Annotated in this window: 5 protein-coding genes; all 5 read left to right on the forward strand. The window is 40.0% G+C overall.

What is annotated here, in order from left to right:
- The first annotated feature begins 882 nt into the window (after window positions 1-882).
- The 5 genes from Q0779_RS19980 to Q0779_RS20000 all read left to right on the forward strand — a co-directional run bounded on the left by Q0779_RS19980 (window position 883) and on the right by Q0779_RS20000 (window position 17,415).
- On the forward strand, window positions 883-4,164 hold the full coding sequence (locus tag Q0779_RS19980; RefSeq protein ID WP_298775402.1) for a non-ribosomal peptide synthetase: 3,282 nt from the start codon (window positions 883-885) through the stop codon (window positions 4,162-4,164).
- Between the two features lie 97 nt (window positions 4,165-4,261).
- Window positions 4,262-6,067, forward strand: coding sequence for a non-ribosomal peptide synthetase (locus Q0779_RS19985; RefSeq protein ID WP_298775403.1), 1,806 nt, complete (start codon window positions 4,262-4,264; stop codon window positions 6,065-6,067).
- A gap of 45 nt (window positions 6,068-6,112) precedes the next feature.
- Window positions 6,113-11,623: a type I polyketide synthase gene (locus Q0779_RS19990; RefSeq protein WP_298775405.1), complete on the forward strand. Its 5,511-nt coding sequence runs from the start codon at window positions 6,113-6,115 to the stop codon at window positions 11,621-11,623.
- Window positions 11,624-11,686: 63 nt separating this feature from the next.
- Window positions 11,687-15,748 (forward strand): amino acid adenylation domain-containing protein, encoded by a 4,062-nt coding sequence (locus Q0779_RS19995; RefSeq protein WP_298775406.1) that lies wholly within the window; start codon window positions 11,687-11,689, stop codon window positions 15,746-15,748.
- Window positions 15,745-17,415, forward strand: a complete 1,671-nt coding sequence (locus tag Q0779_RS20000; protein ID WP_298775407.1) for an MDR family MFS transporter — start codon at window positions 15,745-15,747, stop codon at window positions 17,413-17,415. The genes Q0779_RS19995 and Q0779_RS20000 overlap by 4 nt, the downstream gene beginning before the upstream one ends.
- The last annotated feature ends 204 nt before the right edge of the window (window positions 17,416-17,619 follow it).

Below are 17,619 nucleotides of genomic sequence, written 5' to 3' on the forward strand. Positions count from 1 at the left end.
CTTTATCTTAGATAGACCATAATATCTTATCCATTAACCATCAACATGAAATATACCTTTTACTGTAATATGGTTCATGTTTGTTATGAAGAACAAAACTTCGCTCGTATTTTACTCATGTAATACAGTTTAATCACGTTAATATTGATTAACTGTTTATAGAGTTTAATAACTGAATTATTGTTAACTTATAATTTAGATGGACAGTTTTTATTATAATTCTAGTTACCCTGTATTCCATTTTTACATGGAATAGTTATTTTATTAATCGCTGTTAATAAGTTATTTAGTATCTTTTTATATTTTGGTGTTAAAATATTTAATGTACACTATTGAAATAGAATGGTTGTTTGTTTTTTATATACTAATATTTTTATTTATTTTGTTGTTTTATATGGTTTTTATTGTTTTTTTATTGTTTTTTTAGTGTAACGGTAATCAATATTTTAATGTTGGCATTGGTCAGAATATAATATATATTTATTAGTTAATCATTTCTATTTAGAGTTAACTCTCTATTTAATTCGACTCTCAGATCTCTAGCATAACTTATAATGACATTCAAGTTGTAGTTTTTATAACCTGACAAAGTTTATTTTTATTCTTAGAATGTATTGAACGATAAAATTGAATGAAGAAAATAGAGAGTCATTAATTAACTTACTTAATCAATAAAGCATGATGATTTTAATCTTTATTAAGTATTTCTAATTTTATCGATATGACATGCTTATCGCTATCAATAATGGTCATTATTGTCTCTGGTGATATTAATATTTTAGTGGGATTAGTTTTGCACATTGATATAAAGAACAATTTATTTTCTCTTTGTTGTCATACTGATTTCTGTCAAAAAAGGTGCTGTTCAAAAGGTGAGTGCGTATGGGGTTTTTATCGATAAGTCACATTATTGATCACGTATCAAAGTTGGAAGGAGATAATCTTGCTATTCAAGATCTTAAGCAAGTTATTACTTATAGAGAATTAAAAACCTTATCCGATCGTGTGTCGTGTTATTTGCAACACCTCTGTGAATATGAACAAGGGGGGATTGTTCTCGTTCATACTGAAAAAAATGTTTATTTACCAGTTGTATTATTAGGAATATTAAAAGCAGGTTTAGCCTATATTCCACTATCAGAATTTCACACACATGACCAAATAATGTCGATTGCTCTCGATGCCAATGTGAGTATCTTTTTGACAGATAATAAAAATCTTGAAAAAAAACTCGTTAATGATTTGGATTTGTGTTCCTGTGATATGGCTGAAATGTTCACAGAAAAGCGTGATATTGAGTTGCCCCCTGTCCAAATTGAACCCAATGATCTTGCTTATATTCTTTATACTTCGGGATCCACAGGAAAACCTAAAGGGGTCATGATTGAGCATGCACAGCTGAGTTATTATTCTGCTTGGTTTGCACAGCAGTCTTGGGGAAGTGACAAGTCTTGCTTGCCTTTCACCTCTGCGGTGAGTTTCGCCGCAGCAGTCAGTCAAATATTTTACTCGTTACGTCGTGGCGAACTGTTGTATATATTGCCGGAAGATTGTTTGCGTAACTTTCAATTTTTGCTGACTTGGTTTGGTCAACATCATCATGCAGCCCTCTATTGCGTCCCTACGGTTTGGCGAGAACTGTTGGTTTTTTTCAAATTAGCCAATCATGAACACAATGAATTGGCATTACCCAAAGTGGTGTTATTGTCTGGAGAGGCTGTTCCTGAGACCTTAAAAAGAGAGAGCTTTCAATTAGTACCAGAATTACGACTCTTTAACTTATATGGCCCAACCGAAGCGACAGCAAATGCGACCTTCTGTGAACTATTGCCTGAGATCCCCGTGCATTTAGGACTGGGCATTGAAGGTACGGATATTTTGTTATTAGATGATCAAAAAAAAAGGGTGACTAAGGGGGAAGTTGGAGAGCTTTTTATTGCGGGTGAAGGAGTGGCGAGAGGTTACCTAAATGATCCTGAGCGGACGCAGCAGCGTTTTTGTTCGGTATTGAATAAACAAGGTCAACGGATATGGGCACATGCCAGTGGTGACTTAGTCAAAATAAATGAAGATGATAGGCTGATATATTTAGGGCGAAAAGACTGCCAATTAAAATTGAATGGTATTCGATTCGATGCCGAGGATATTGAGCAATTGATCTGCCAATACCCTAGTGTGAGTGCGTGTCTTGTCACTATCTATCATAATCTTAATGATATTCAGTCCTTGGTGGCTTATGTGTTGCTTGAAGAAGATAAAACCTTGCTGTCATCGAAGTGTAAAACCCTGCTTCGAAGACAATTAAGCGCATTTTTACAAGCAAAAATTGTGCATGCTTTATTGCCAAGTCATATTATTTTGTTAAGTGCGTTTCCCAAGTTACCCAATGGAAAAGTCGATAAATCCCGTTTGCCTCATCCTAAGGGAGATAAACATCAGGCTGCCTGCCGCATTCAAGGCGGTAAACCCCGTGCTACCGTCAAACAGGAGTTTGGCAATGAACTTTCAATTGAGAAAGCGTCCATTGAGAAAGCATCCATTGAGAAAGCATCCATTGAGAAAATATCCATTGAGAAAACATCTATTGATGAGAAAGCATCCATTGAGCAAGCAATGCTTGCTATCTGGCAATCAGTTCTTGAGTGTGGAGTGATTAGCCCACACGATAATATCATTGCATTAGGGGCTAATTCTCTGCATTTGATCCGAGCGCAATCCCTTATTCAGTTAACGTTAGGCTATATGTTGCCTTTCAATGATTTTTTCGAATATCCCAGCATTGAGGCGTTATCAAAAAAGGTAATGTCAATGAAACAAAGCCAGCAAACTTCAGCAATCAAACCTGTTCGTTCTAAGGCATCATTGAGTCATGAGCAAACCTATTTCATGATGCTAGATTTATTCAGTGATAATACAGATTATCAAATTTATTTTTGTCATGAGATTAAAGGAGAATTGGATAAACAGCGCTTAAGAGCAAGCCTTTTGAGCCTTGTTGAGCAAAATCCGGTGTTATTGACTCGAATTAATCTCGATGAACCGGACGACATTGATGTGCCTTTTACACTTGATGACATTCGGATTATCGAAAAAAATGTGTCACAGAGAAACGTTGACGATCCCCAGTGGCTGCGTCAATATGCCCAGTCTGTTTGTGCTGACATAGACTCAGGCCCCTTGATCCATTTTCAGCTGTTAACGGTTGGGGATGAGCATCATGTGTTATTGCACACTGTGCATCATATGCTGTTTGATCATGAGTCAATCAAGCTTTGGTCTCATCAATTAGTGAAGCTGTATCAAACATTAGCGCAGGATAAAACGAAGGTTGCAGAGCAAGTTGATGAGTATGGTGACTATATAGCGTATCAACAAGGTTTTATGTTGGAGCATCGTCAGGCTGGATTAACTTTTTGGCGCGAGCAGCTGAGCGCTGATTTTACGCTTTCAGCAGCTGAGTGTGTTTCCGCTCAAAATAGCGATGGGGTAAAGTCGTCAATATCAAATGGGATCACACAGGATGCTGTGAGACTATGCTGTACAATGAGGTGTGACAATCTACTGACGCAGGATTATCGATTGGGTGTGTTAAAGCACATTGAGGAATATGCTAAACGTCAGCAAACGACAGTCTCTATGGTGTTACTCACTGCTTTTTACTCTGCTTTATTACAAACTCATACGCAACAAGCTTGCCAAGTTGGGATCCCGGTTTCTAACCGAAGTCGGGCAGATTTTCCTCACGCCTTGGGCTGCTTTGTTAATATGATTAATTTTAGTGTTCAAGGTTGTAAAGAAGTGCCATTTACGGCGTTGCTCACCCAATGTCGAACCAGTTTTTTTAAACGTTTACCCTATGCGTATATGAGCTATGGTGAGCTTGTTGATGATTATCGCCAAGAGAAACAATCAGCAGTACTCCCTTTTTTAGCCAATTTCAATTATTTAACGCAATTACCCGAATTTAATCTTGAAAAGTCTTCGTGGGTGGTGAAAGAGTTACAACCGAATGCCGTAAGGCAAGGGATCATGCTTACGGTTGAAGAGCATCAAGATGCATTAATGGGGTATTTAAGTTTCGATATTCAACAATATTCCAATGATGACATTAATCAATTTTCAAGTGTGTTTGAAAACATAATCAATCGTGAAGTGTATCAATAAAATTTTTAATATTATTACTCATGTTTATTAATTTATATTTTTAAATTAATGCAATAAGGATTATTTTTTATAATTTAAAATAAGGTGGAGGCATTATATGGCTTTTGAACGTTTATTGCACTCAGTATTAACGCGATCGTTTACATTGTTTTCCAATAATACTGCAATAAAAATGGATAATCGAAATATTCATTATGAACAGTTATCTTCCATGAGTGATGTGATTGCTCAAGAATTAAGAGAAAATGGGGTCAAGCCTGGAGAGGTGATTGCCGTATATTTAAATAAAAGTGCCGAAATGATAGCTTGCTTAATTGGAATCATGAAGGTAGGCGCAATTTATTTACCTTTAGATACGTCTTTTCCTGAAGAAAGACTGAAGTTCATGATAGAAAACTCAGAAGCAAAAGGGGTGATTGATGATAAGAACAATAAACCGTTTCCAGTTGTTCATTCATTATTAAATATTAACCTAGTTGATATTGATTGGGTAAAAAAGGTAAGGTTTGAATCACCAATGATTGATGACAGCAGTCCTTGCTATGTTATTTATACATCAGGTTCAACAGGTCGGCCAAAAGGTGTATTAGTCTCACATCGAACGGTGGTGAATTATTTGCATTGGATGCAAAATACGTTTTCGTTATCGCCAAAAGATGTTGTCCTAGCTCAAACAACTTTTAGTTTTGATGTGTCGGTTTGGGAAATGTTTTGGCCACTTTGCATCGGAGCAAGTTGTGCTCTTATTGAGGACGAGAAAAAATACGATCCTGTATTGCTTATTGATTTTATGCAAGCGCATGGTGTCACCGTTGCCCAGTTTGTGCCCACGGCTTTGCATACCATAGCAGATGCTCAAGTGTTCAAAGGTTGTCACCAGCTCCAGCACCTTTTTTCTGGAGGAGAAGCCTTAGATCAAGCATTAGTCAGGCAATTATCATCGCAAACCTCAGCGATTATTCATAACTTATACGGTCCAACAGAAGCCAGTATATTTTGTTTCCATTGGAGGGCAACCGCTAAAAAAGATAAAGGTTATGTGCCCATTGGCAAGCCTATTCCTCATGCAAAAGCGTATGTACTGGATGAGAAAGGGGGGCTTGTTTCTCAGGGGGAGACGGGTGAACTTTATTTAGCTGGGGATATTTTAGCGAAAGGCTATATTAATAATGTGTCTATGACTGAGTCTAAGTTTGTCGATAATCCTTTTATTGATGCGTTTTTTAATGATACTCGCATGTATAAAACTGGAGATAGAGTTCGAGAGCGTGAAGATGGCGTGATGGAATATTTAGGCAGAATGGATAGGCAAGTCAAAATACGAGGTCATCGAATTGAATTGAGTGAGATTGAATCTGTTATTTTTAATATTGATGAAATAAAAAATATTGCGGTGAGTTATGAAAATGAAATGAATGTTAATAACAATGCAGGTGTCTATAATAAAGTATTGAAAGCTTATTTTACCTTGAAAGACGGTGAAGAATTAAATGTTCAATCAATCAAAGACTATCTTAGTGAATATTTGCCTTTTTATATGTGCCCATCTCAATTTATTGAATTAGAAAAAATGCCTACGCTGAATAATGAAAAAACAGATTATTCACAGTTAGAGTCGGTGAGGAAAATTATTGGTAAAATTAAAAGAGAGTACATTATGCCTATATCTAAAAGTAATATAACGAATGATACAGAGTCAAAGATTTCTGCTATTTGGAAAGAAGTATTAAATAAGGGCGATATTTCATTGAGTGATAATTTTTTTGATGTTGGAGGTAATTCACTATTAATGGCCAAGGTTCATAGATATATAAAGAAAGAGGTAACGGATAAAGTCTCAATAATGGATTTACTTCAATTCCCAACCATTAAAAAACTTAGTCAACATATAAATAAGCAATAGTTACATCATCTATTTACTTTAGCGATTATTACAGGGGTAAACACAATGAAGTCTACTACGAGCACGAAGAATAAAGATATTGCTATTATCGGAATGGCTGCACGATTACCGGGTGCTGCCAATGTAAACGACTTTTGGGAAAACCTCTTGAACGGGGTAGAGAGTATTACGCAATTTAGCAAAGAAGAGTTAAGAGAGTCGGGTATTGAAGAGGCGCTTATTGCCTCTCCAAATTATGTTCCACGTCGAGGGATTATCGGTAATGCACAGCATTTTGATGCACACTTTTTTGATGTTACCCCAAGGGATGCTGAAACCTTAGATCCGCAGCATCGTGTGTTTTTAGAGTGTTGCTGGCATGCGTTTGAGGATGCGGGTTATGTCCCTGAGAAGTACCCTGGAAAAGTCGGCGTGTTTGGTGGCACTGGAACGGCTTGGCATTTAAACGAAGTGAATAATCATCCCGATGTGCATCAATATGCCAGTGGTACGTCAATTGTGACGAATAATGATAAAGATTATGTCACGACACGTGTGTCTTATAAGTTAAACCTTAAAGGGCCCAGTGTAAATGTGCAAACAGCCTGCTCTACAGCATTAGTGGCAACGGTCATGGGCATGCGCAGTTTACAATGCGGTGAAAGCGATCTCATTCTGGCTGGCGCCGCATCCATTGATACGCCTGAAAGAAGAGGCTATGAGTATAAACAAGGTGGTATGGAGTCGGCGCAAGGACGATGTTATACCTTTGATGCAAGAGCTGATGGCACTATCTTTAGCCGTGGTGCCGGTGTCTTGATTTTAAAGCGACTTGAAGATGCAGAGCGGGATGGCGATCATATTTATTCTGTCATTAAAGGTGGGGCCATTAATAATGATGGTAACCTAAAAGCAGGTTTTACTGCTCCCAGTATTGATGGGCAAATTGCGGTGGCTAAGAGTGCGATTGATGGATCGGGTATTGATCCCAGCGACATTCATTTTATTGAGGCTCATGGAACCGCAACGGCGTTGGGCGATCCTATCGAATTTTCATCATTATCACAGACTTTTCAAAGCTATACTAACAAGAAGCAATTTTGTTTACTAGGCTCCGTAAAAAGTAATATTGGGCATACAGATGTCGCCTCTGGTGCGGCAAGTTTGATCAAAACGTCCTTATCGCTTAAGCACCATCAATTACCCGCATCATTGCATTATCAATCACCTAATCCGAATATTGATTTCGAGAACAGTCCTTTTAAAGTTAATACTGAATTGACGCGCTTAGACATGAAAAAAGCGCCCTTAAGAGCCTTAATTAATTCCTTTGGTGTTGGCGGAACCAATGCCTGTGTGATTGTAGAAGAAGCGCCCATTCAGCGACAAAGTGATCTGGCTAAAGGGCACTCTATATTTCCACTATCGGCGAAGAATCGACAAGCTTTAGACACTATGAAAGGAAATTTAGGTCACTACCTTGAAGCCAATCCTGATGTTAATTTGGCAGATGTGGCTTATACCTTACAGATGGGGCGTGAGCGGTTTAATTTTAGCAGTTTTGTTGTGGTGAATGATAAAGCCAGTTTATTGGATAAAGTCAATCAGGCTCAAGTGATTAAATCAAGCTTTAAAGATACGCCAGAGTTGGTCTTTATGTTTCCGGGTCAAGGGAACCAGTACATTAATATGGCAAGGCCTATCTACGATACTTATCCCGTATTTAAAGCCACATTTGATGCTTGTTGTGAGAGCTTGATCCCGATTTTGGGCCGCAATATTAAAGAGATTATTTTTCAAGAAACAGATAGTCATGATCTTGAAAAAATAAATGAAACTCAATTTACTCAACCTGCTCTGTTTATTGTGAGCTACGCCATGGCCAAATTATTGGCGTCATGGGACATGACCCCCAGTGTCATGATAGGCCACAGTGTGGGTGAATATGTGGCCGCGTGTTTAGCGGGTGTATTCAGTGTTGAAGATGCACTAAAAGCGGTGGCACTGCGTGGAAAATTAGTGCAAGGCTTACCCGCGGGATCAATGCTTGCGGTGCTATTGATCGAAGAAGAGGTGAAAGGGCATATTCAAGGTACAAGCATTGACATTGCGGCAATGAATTATCCAGGGTTGTGCGTATTAGCGGGTGAGCTGGATGAAATCGCCGAATTGCAAGATCAACTTGAAGATGATGGGATTTTCTGCAAGCACTTAGATACCTCCCATGCTTTTCATTCCTATATGATGGAGCCGGTATTAGAGGGGTTTAGAGAAGTGATTGAGGGGATCACATTAAATGCACCTAGCACACCTTTTGTGTCAACAGTGACGGGGGACTGGATAACGGATGAGCTAGCAATCGATCCTGAATACTGGGTGCAACACGTTCGCCAACCCGTGAAATTTAGCCATGCCCTTAAAACCTTATTGGCAACCGATGCTGAACTGGCTTTCTTTGAAGTGGGCCCTGGACGGTCTTTAGACTCAGCGGTTAAGCAGCATTTCAAACCCGGTGAAACATTAGTTGTGCATGCGTCGATGCCTATTGCTAAAGAGCAAGACATCTCTGTTGAGCACTTATTAACCTCATTGGCGAGTCTCTGGGCCAACGGAGTGAGCTTACCTTGGGCTCAAATGCATCAAGGGACAGTGAGAAATCGCTTATCACTGCCAGGTTATCCTTTTCAGCGTAAAGAATTCAAACTACCGAAAGCAAAAGTGGCTGCTGAGGGGGCTGAGCTGAGTTCTGTAAAAGCCTTAAAACAGAAAAAAGCCGATATCGGGGATTGGTTCTATATTCCTTCTTGGAAACGTATAGGCCAGTCTTACCTCAATAAACACATTACAGCGCAAGCCTCTTGCTGGTTGGTGTTTGCTCAAGAAAATAGCCTATCAGAAATGATTAAAACCGAGTTAATGGCCAGAGCTGAACCCATTATTTGGGTGACCAAAGGGGAGGGCTTCCAACACGTTGACGATGATAATCACTATTGCATTAACCCAAGTGAAACGGGTGATTATCGTTCGTTATTTAATGCCTTAAAAGAGCGTGATCTTCAACCTAATCGTGTGTTGCATTTATGGAATTTAGAGGCTCAAGTATCGAATGTGCAGTCGTTAACACAAGAGGGGATTGCTTGCGCCAGACAAGGGATTTTGACACAAGAAATTGATGGTTTCTATAGCCCGCTTTACTTACAGCAAATGCTTATAGAAGCAAATTTATTGGATAATTTACAGTTAGTGTTGGTTTCAAATAATACTTATAGTGTGGCTGGTGAAACGGTTTATGCACCAGAAAATGCCTTACTGATGGGACCTGCTCGTGTGTTTTATCATGAATACTCTGAAGTTCAGTGTCATCAGGTTGATATTGATCTGGTGAATATGTGTTCAGAGCAAGATATTGCTCAGCAATTGATTATTGAAGCTCTTATTCCATCTGACGGGCAAGTGATTGCTTATAGAGGGAAGCTACGTTTTGAAGAAGACTATCAATCAGTTTATTTAGATCAGCACTCTCAAGGTATGCCTAGTTCGGTTCGTGAGAACGGTGTGTACCTGATCACTGGCGGGGTCGGCGGATTGGGCCTACTTATGGCAGATTATTTGTCGACGATTTCAAATAGCACCTTATTACTCACTTATCGCTCTAGTTTACCTGAACGTTGCGAATGGCAAAACTGGATAGTGAGCCATGCTATTGACGATCCTATTAGTGTGAAACTTGCGAGTATATTGCGTCTAGAGGAGCGAGGAAATAAGGTTCATTTATTACAAGCGAATATTTGCGACTTTGATGAAATGAAAGCGGCGCTGGCGCCCTTTAAGCAAATTCACGGCGTTTTTCATACTGCTGGAATTGCTGGTGGTGGCATTATTCCACTTAAGCAAAAAGAAGACTGTGCTAAGACGCTTGATCCTAAAGTGAAAGGCACATTGATATTAGATGAGCTTTTAATTGATCATTCATTGGATTTCTTAATGTTGTTTTCATCTATTACGGCGGTGCTAGGTGATGAAGCTCGCTTAGATTATTGCTCAGGTAATGCCTTTATGGATGCTTATGCCGCTTATCGTAATCAGCGGACGAGTGGCAATACCGCTTCCATTAATTGGGGGCAATGGGGTGATGTCGGTATGGCGGTGAATTGGACCAAGCAAGTGGATAGCAATAATGAAGCTATTGGGGTGAAATTGGGTTTTGAAGCTCAAGAAGGGCAATTATTAACCTTAATCAATAAGCATCGAAGTGATGAAGAATATCGGATTAACTTGAAGGTCAATCAAGACTGGGTGATTGATGAACATAAGTTGAAAGGTCAGCCCACACTTGTTGGGACGACTATTTTAGCCATGTTACATGAATTACTGGCTGATTTTAAAGCTCATGAGTTATTGCAAGTGGGTAGTTTAATGTTGACCTCTCCCATTATTTTTGAAAATGCATGGCCAAAAAGTATGAGCTTGTTTGTCTCAGAAACAGAAAAAGGCTATCACTATAGCTTACGCAGTCGTGGAATATTGGAGCTTGAATGGCAGGAACATGCCTTTGGTACGATTAACCGCTTAATCTTACCTGCAGATTGTAATAAAGAGGCCTTAAAAACACTCCAGCAGCGCTGTTTAACCTCTGTTTTTGAAGTGGAACTCAATGAGAGTCTGCGAAAAGATGATGGGGGCTTTTTATACTTGAGTGATCGCTGGAACAATCATGCGAGCATAAGTGAAGGCGAGGGAGAATGGATTATACATAAGCAATTGGCCGATGTATTTAGTGATGATTTACAGGTATATTCCTATCATCCTGCGATGATAGATTCTACGGCAATTGCTTGTATTAGTCGATTATCGAAGAATAACTTCCTACCAATCAGCTACGGAAAAATCATATTCAACGCGCCAATTGAGTCTGATTGCCATGTGCATGTGGCATTAAAACATCCTTTTAAACAAGATGATGCCAGCATCATGATGAACATTACCTTCTACTCTCCTAATGGAGGGGTATTACTCGTTCTTGAGAATTATACGCTTATTAAAGTGGGCGCAGAAAATCCTGTGGGGATGAGCAATGAGGACAAGAGAGCCATTAACGTTCCTGATGTTGAACTAGGCGATAAGGATATTCTTTATCATGAAGGGGTGAGTTCAGTTCAAAGGCTTATGCAAAATATCGAATTAGAGCAAGTGGTTGTGGCAACAAGTGACTTGGGACAGCTGATTCGAGAAACCGTGCCTGAAAAAACGGACACTGATCTTGATACTGAATCTTCTGCTAATGCAGAAGGCCATAGTCGTCCTGAACTCTCGGTGGATTATGTTGAGCCATCAAGTGATATTGAGCGTGAAATTGTTAAAGTCTGGCAGTCTATTTTAGGGATTGTGGGTATAGGGGTGAAAGATAACTTTACCGAATTAGGCGGCAATTCATTGCTTGCGGTGCAAGTAATTTCGGCGGTATCTGAGTTGTTTGAAATCGATATTCGAGTGGACTTGTTTTATCAAGAGCAAACGATATCGGGTTTGGGGAACTTAGTGCTATCAGAGCTTGAAGCCTTGTTAGAAGCTGAGTAAGACAGCAGTCAGGCAACCTATCTCGTTGCCTGACGATTTTGTTTCTTTGGTGAGGAATTCATTATGTCGTCAATTAAAAATCAGCTTCAATCCTTAAGCGTGTCTGAAATAAAAGCCTTAGCGAAAAAGAAGGTTGCCAATAAATCGAAGAAAAAAGACTTTGCCCTTAAGCGGCATCATGAACCGCGAGCTCATTACCCGTTGACAGAAACACAAAAGAGTATTTGGCTGCTTAGTCAGAAAAAGGGTAATCATCTTGCTTACAACAATCCTGTTGCGGTAGTTTGCCGCGTTGATACCCCCTTTCTAGCGGCGTTATCTGAAAAAGCGGTGGCGCATATTGTGAAACAACATGCCATTTTTAGCACGGTTTTTACCGAAGTGAATGGTGAGCCAGTGCAGAAAGTGAGCACAGGTAAAGCATACCGTTTTGCTTATGATGACTTTAGTCATGGTAGCGAAAGTGAGAAACAAACCTGGCTTAAACAAGCTGCTATTGAAGAAGGGTTAAGGCCGTTAGACTTGTCTCAAGGGCCACTGGTGCATTTTCGAGTCATTAAAGTGAATGATGATCGCAGTGCATTATTAATGTTGTTCCATCACATTATTTCAGATGGATGGACAGTGAACTTATTCTTACAGGCGTTTTTAGACACCTATGACAAGCTTAATCAAGGTCTGACGCCAACGGTGACTGATACATTGCAATTTTTTGATTATGCACTTTATGAACAAGCATGGATAACATCCGATGAATATCAAAAGGGCATGACATTTTGGCAAGATAAACTTGCCAATGTTGAAGGGCAACTGCTGATCCCAACGAATAGGATAAAAACGTCAACCAATAATGATAAAGGCGAAATGTATTCGCTTAAGCTAAGTGCCTCGCAATGGGAGATGATCCAAGCTGCCAGTAAGGTGGTTCATGGAACAGAGTTTCATGTTTTTCTTGCTGCTTTTCAGTGGTTATTGCATTTGTATAGTAGTCAAAAAGAAGTGGTTGTTGGTGTGCCTTTTGCGAATCGAAACCTGGCCAATAGCCAAATGTTGATGGGCGTGTTCACCAATGCGTTGCCGATTATTGGCCATGTCTCTGCTGATTTGACCATTGCCGACTTGGTTAACGGAGTTAAAACAGAAAGTCAGCAGGCTTTCGCTCATCAAAATATTCCGTTTAGTCATATCGTACAGGCATTAGAGCAACGACATTTCGAACAAAGTAACCCCCTTTATCAAGCAATGTTAAGCTATCAAGTTTTTCCTTTTCACGACCCTGAAAAACTTCAATATGAGTCGTTAAAAGTCGATTATGGGGTGACAAAGCTCGACTTAAACTTATGGGTGGAAGCCGAAATCGATAGCATTATTTTGACGATGTATTATAACGCCGACTTATTTAATATTGATTTTATTAAGAAAATGATGGCTGATTTTGCTCAGATATTAAATTGGATGTCGCAGGATTCTCAGGCAAAATTACAGGATTTTTCGTTACTTGACCGCCCTCAATCACAAGCCTTTGAACAAAAAGCATTACCTAAAAAAGCCAGTGTTAAAACGGTGTGTCAACAATTTGAAGATCAAGTTGCTAAACAACCATTGGCGCAGGCTGTGCGGTGTGAAGGTCGCAGCATGTCCTATGCAACATTGGATATCAAGGCCAGTACGTTAGCGTGTTGGCTGAAACAGCAAGGGGTGGAAAGTGGTGAGATTGTTGCTTTACAGCTGCCTAAAAATGAATATTATGTTGTGGTTATTTTAGCATTGTGGAAAGCGAATGCTTGTTATCTTCCCTTAGATGAAACATTAAATGATAAGCAAATTACCCCTCTATTAACCCAAGTCGGTGCGACGTTACTGATCGGTGATGGGCCTAGATTGGGGGCACCGATAAACTATTTAAATCATCTTGATTGTCCAAACGATGTGACGGGTTGTGAGAATTATTTTTGGGGAGATGATCCTGATTTACCTGCGTATATTTTATTCACCTCCGGCAGCTCAGGAACCCCTAAAGCTGTTGATGTGACCCATAACCAGTTAGCCCAATACTGCGAGGCGATGACACCTAAGCTTGCGCAAAAAAACAATGCCCATTATGGCATGTTTTCATCCTTTAATACCGATCTAGCCCACACCATGGTCTTTCCAGCGTTAATTAATGGCGGCTGTTTGGAGGTGATTTCTACGACATTATTGGATGATCCCAATGCGCTATGCACCTATTTGACTCAGTATCCTCTCCATTGTGCCAAAATGACACCTTCACATTTAGAGGTGTTACTTCAACTTGAGGAAGCAAAGGTGATTTTGCCCCGTGATTTGTTGGTAATGGGAGGAGAAATATTAACTAAACAGCTTGTTGATAAAATCAGAGAAAAATCGCATTGCCGTATTTTAAATCATTATGGTCCAACTGAAACCACGGTCGGAGTCGCTTGTTATGAGGTGCCCAAAGCACTGCTTGAAGGATCAGCAAGCGTGCCGATAGGTTATGCGTTTGCAGACAGTCAACTTTTTATATTGGATGAAGAGCAACAAATATTGCCTGTGGGTCGTTCAGGGGAGCTATATATTGCTAGCCATCATATGGCCAATGGTTACCTTCACCAAGAGGGGTTAACTCAAAAGATGTTTATTCATCATCCCATGTTTTCGGATCATCGTTTATATCGTAGTGGCGATCGTGCGATGGAGCGGCCAGATGGAACCATTGTGTTTTTAGGCCGTATGGATAGGCAAGTCAAAATTCGTGGCTTTCGTGTGGAGCTGGCTGAAATAGAGCATAGATTATCCCTGATCTGTCAGCAAGCAGTTGGTGTACTCCACAGGCCTCATCCGCTGAAAAATGGTGAGGGAAAGGCGCAACTTGTTGCTTATATTCCTTGTATTGACAGTGTTGATCAAAAAGCGATTAAAGCTCGGCTGAATACAGAATTACCGCATTTTATGAAGCCCGATCATATTGAGTGGTTAAAGGTTTTACCACTCAATCACAGCGGGAAAGTGAATTATCGTCAATTATCACAGCAGAAATTACATATTCAGCAAGTGATTAATCGGCCCAAATCAGATACGGAGCAAAAGCTGCATCAATTGTTTTGCGACACGTTAAAAGAATCTGCAGTAGATATTAAAGCCAACTTTTTTGACATGGGTGGGCATTCGTTAAACGGGTTGAACTTAGTGATCAATATTAATCGTAATTTTGGTAAGGATATGAGTATTAATGATTTTTATGATAATCCGAGTATTGAGCAATTAACCCTTTTCATTGAGCAAGGAGCGGTAAGTCAACCTCAGGTGCTGGTGTGTTTACAAGCAGGTCAACCTGAAGGTTATCCAACCTTATTATTGATCCATCCTGCGGGGGGGAATGTTGTTTGTTATCATGATCTTGCTAATGAATTAGGATGTGACATTCCCATTTATGCTATTCAAGTCGCTGACTTTACTCGTTTGGATGAGAAAGATAAGCACATTAGTTCTCTTGCGGATAAATATCTTCAAGACGCTTCTGGCATTATTAATCGAGAGAATATTATTCTTGGTGGATGGTCTCTTGGGGCAACCATTGCCTTTGAAATGGCGATACAACTGCATGACAAAACAGGCAGTACACCTCGTCTATTGATTTTAGATCAAGGTGCACCAAAGGTGAGAGTCGAGAATTCAAGCTCAATGGATGATGTTCATAAATTGGCGCACTTTGCGAGTAAAGTGAGCCGGTTTATGGGGAAAGATCTTATTATCACGCCAGAAGGGTTATCGAGTCTTGATGACGGGCAGCGATCACGTGTCTTTTTTGATGAATTTAAACGAGCTGGATTAGTTCCACAGAGCGTGTCTGAGGAGGATTTTGCTTATTTCATTCGGATCTTACAGACTCATATTGACGCCACTGAGCAATACTCTGGAGCCATGTATGCAGGAGAGATTATTGTTGTAGAAGCAAAAACAGTATTGAAAGGAAGAATAACACTCTCTCATAAAGGATTAGGGTGGCAGGCCTTTACTCAACAGCCTTTGTGTCATTTATGGGCTAAAGGCGATCATTTATCCATATTAAATCCACCTTATATCGGATCCTTGGCACAAAAATTGTTGCAGGTTTTGATATGAGCCAAGTATCAGCTTCCACGCTCATCGATAAGGGATCACCTTCAAACCTTGATGAACAGGCCGCTCAGCAAAAGGATGGTGCGTTATTACCTGAAAGCAACCAGCAACAAAAAGCGGTGTCATCCTCTCAGTGGTGGGTGATTATTGGAGGCCTTATTGGGGGCTTCATGGCCATTTTGGATATTCAGATCATGAATTCCTCTATAAAGGTTATCCAAGGCGCATTGTCCATGAGCCAAGATCAAAGTTCGTGGCTCATGACCTCTTATTTCACCGCTGAAATTGTGGCGATACCGCTGGTGGGCTGGCTGACTCAAGCGTTTGGTACTGGGCGTTATGCGCTTTATTGTATTGCGGGTTTCATTGGCGCATCGTTTTTATGTGCCAATGCGTGGAACTTAGATTCAATGTTGCTTTTTCGCACCATTCAGGGTTTTTGTGGTGGCGCGCTTATTCCCATTTCTTTTCGGTTGATTATTGAATTATTGCCTGATGAAAAACGGCCGATGGGCATGACATTATTCAGCGTAGTGTCAACTTTTGCGCCAGCCATCGGCCCTTCATTGGGCGGGTGGTTAACCAGTCACTTCTCTTGGAATATGATTTTTTACATTAATTTTTTACCCGGTTTAGTGGCGGCGGGATTGATTTATCAAGGAATGCTGTTTAACAAGGTGAGATGGGAAGTTTTACGCGCGGGGGATTTTGTTGGCATTATTTCAGTGATGTTGTTTTTAGGCTCTTTGGAGGTCATTTTAGAAAAAGGGGGAACGGATTATTGGTTTCAAAGTAGCTTGATATGCTATTTGAGTGTGGTGGCGGCGATAAGCTTTGTCGTTTTTATCTATGATCAGCTTCATTGTCATTACCCACTCATTAATTTAGCCATGTTCAAGGATATGAGTTTCTCCTATTGCATGGTGGTTTTCATTATGATGGGAACCGCTATTTATGGCACGTTATTTTTAGTGCCTTATTACCTGTCCATGGTACATGATTACAGTGCTTCACAAATTGGCTCTGTTGTTATTTGGATGGGGCTACCACAACTATTAGTGTTACCTTTTATTCCTAAATTAGTCAAAATCATTAATCTTAAATATATGATTGTCATTGGTTTTGGTGTGCTGGCATTGAGCGCTTTTATGGACAGTCAAATGAGCATGAACTTTATGGGTGAGCAAATGACCTTATCCTTGTTTATTCGTGCGTTAGGCCAGCCTTTTATTATGGTGCCTTTATCTTTGTTGGCGACCAAGAATGTCACGCGTAAAGACAGCGCCTCTTCGGCCATTATCATTAATGTATTTCGCAGCATCGGTGGGTCTTTTGGTACTGCCATGTTGACTACATTCTTTATTACTCAAGTGCATATTCATAGCAGTAACATTCAATCCAGTATTGCCGTTGGCAGCCAGGGTTATGCTAATTTTATTAGCCAAGTCAAGACGATGGTGATGCACAGTGCCCATGTAGGGAACAATGGAACTGTGGGGCAAATAGCTTCATCGATTTTAACGGAACGTATTACACAGCAAGCAGAGATCATGGCATTTAATGACTTATTTCTCATCATGGGGGGGCTCATGTTGGGGACTGCTGTGTGGGTTTTGCTATCTAATCGAGACTTTAGATTGTTTCGTCACGTCACTCCTATAAAGGGTTAGCTGTTACGGGGGAGCAGAGATGTTTAATTGTTTTGTCTTATTTCGTCACATAGAGGGTTAGCTGTTATGGTTCAATCGAGACATTAGATTATTTCGTCATCGTCACTCATGTCATTCATCATATTGATATAAAGGGTTAGCTGTTACGGGGGAGCAGAGATGTTTAATTGTTTTGTCTTATTTCGTCACATAGAGGGTTAGCTG

Source organism: uncultured Shewanella sp. (genome assembly GCF_947491715.1).
Lineage (GTDB): Bacteria > Pseudomonadota > Gammaproteobacteria > Enterobacterales > Shewanellaceae > Shewanella.

Excerpts from the sequence above, each read along its gene's own strand:
- Q0779_RS19980 (WP_298775402.1), top strand. The coding sequence starts at position 883 with ATGGGGTTTTTATCGATAAGTCACATTATTGATCACGTATCAAAGTTG.
- Q0779_RS19985 (WP_298775403.1), top strand. The coding sequence starts at position 4,262 with ATGGCTTTTGAACGTTTATTGCACTCAGTATTAACGCGATCGTTTACA.
- Q0779_RS19990 (WP_298775405.1), top strand. The coding sequence starts at position 6,113 with ATGAAGTCTACTACGAGCACGAAGAATAAAGATATTGCTATTATCGGA.
- Q0779_RS19995 (WP_298775406.1), top strand. The coding sequence starts at position 11,687 with ATGTCGTCAATTAAAAATCAGCTTCAATCCTTAAGCGTGTCTGAAATA.
- Q0779_RS20000 (WP_298775407.1), top strand. The coding sequence starts at position 15,745 with ATGAGCCAAGTATCAGCTTCCACGCTCATCGATAAGGGATCACCTTCA.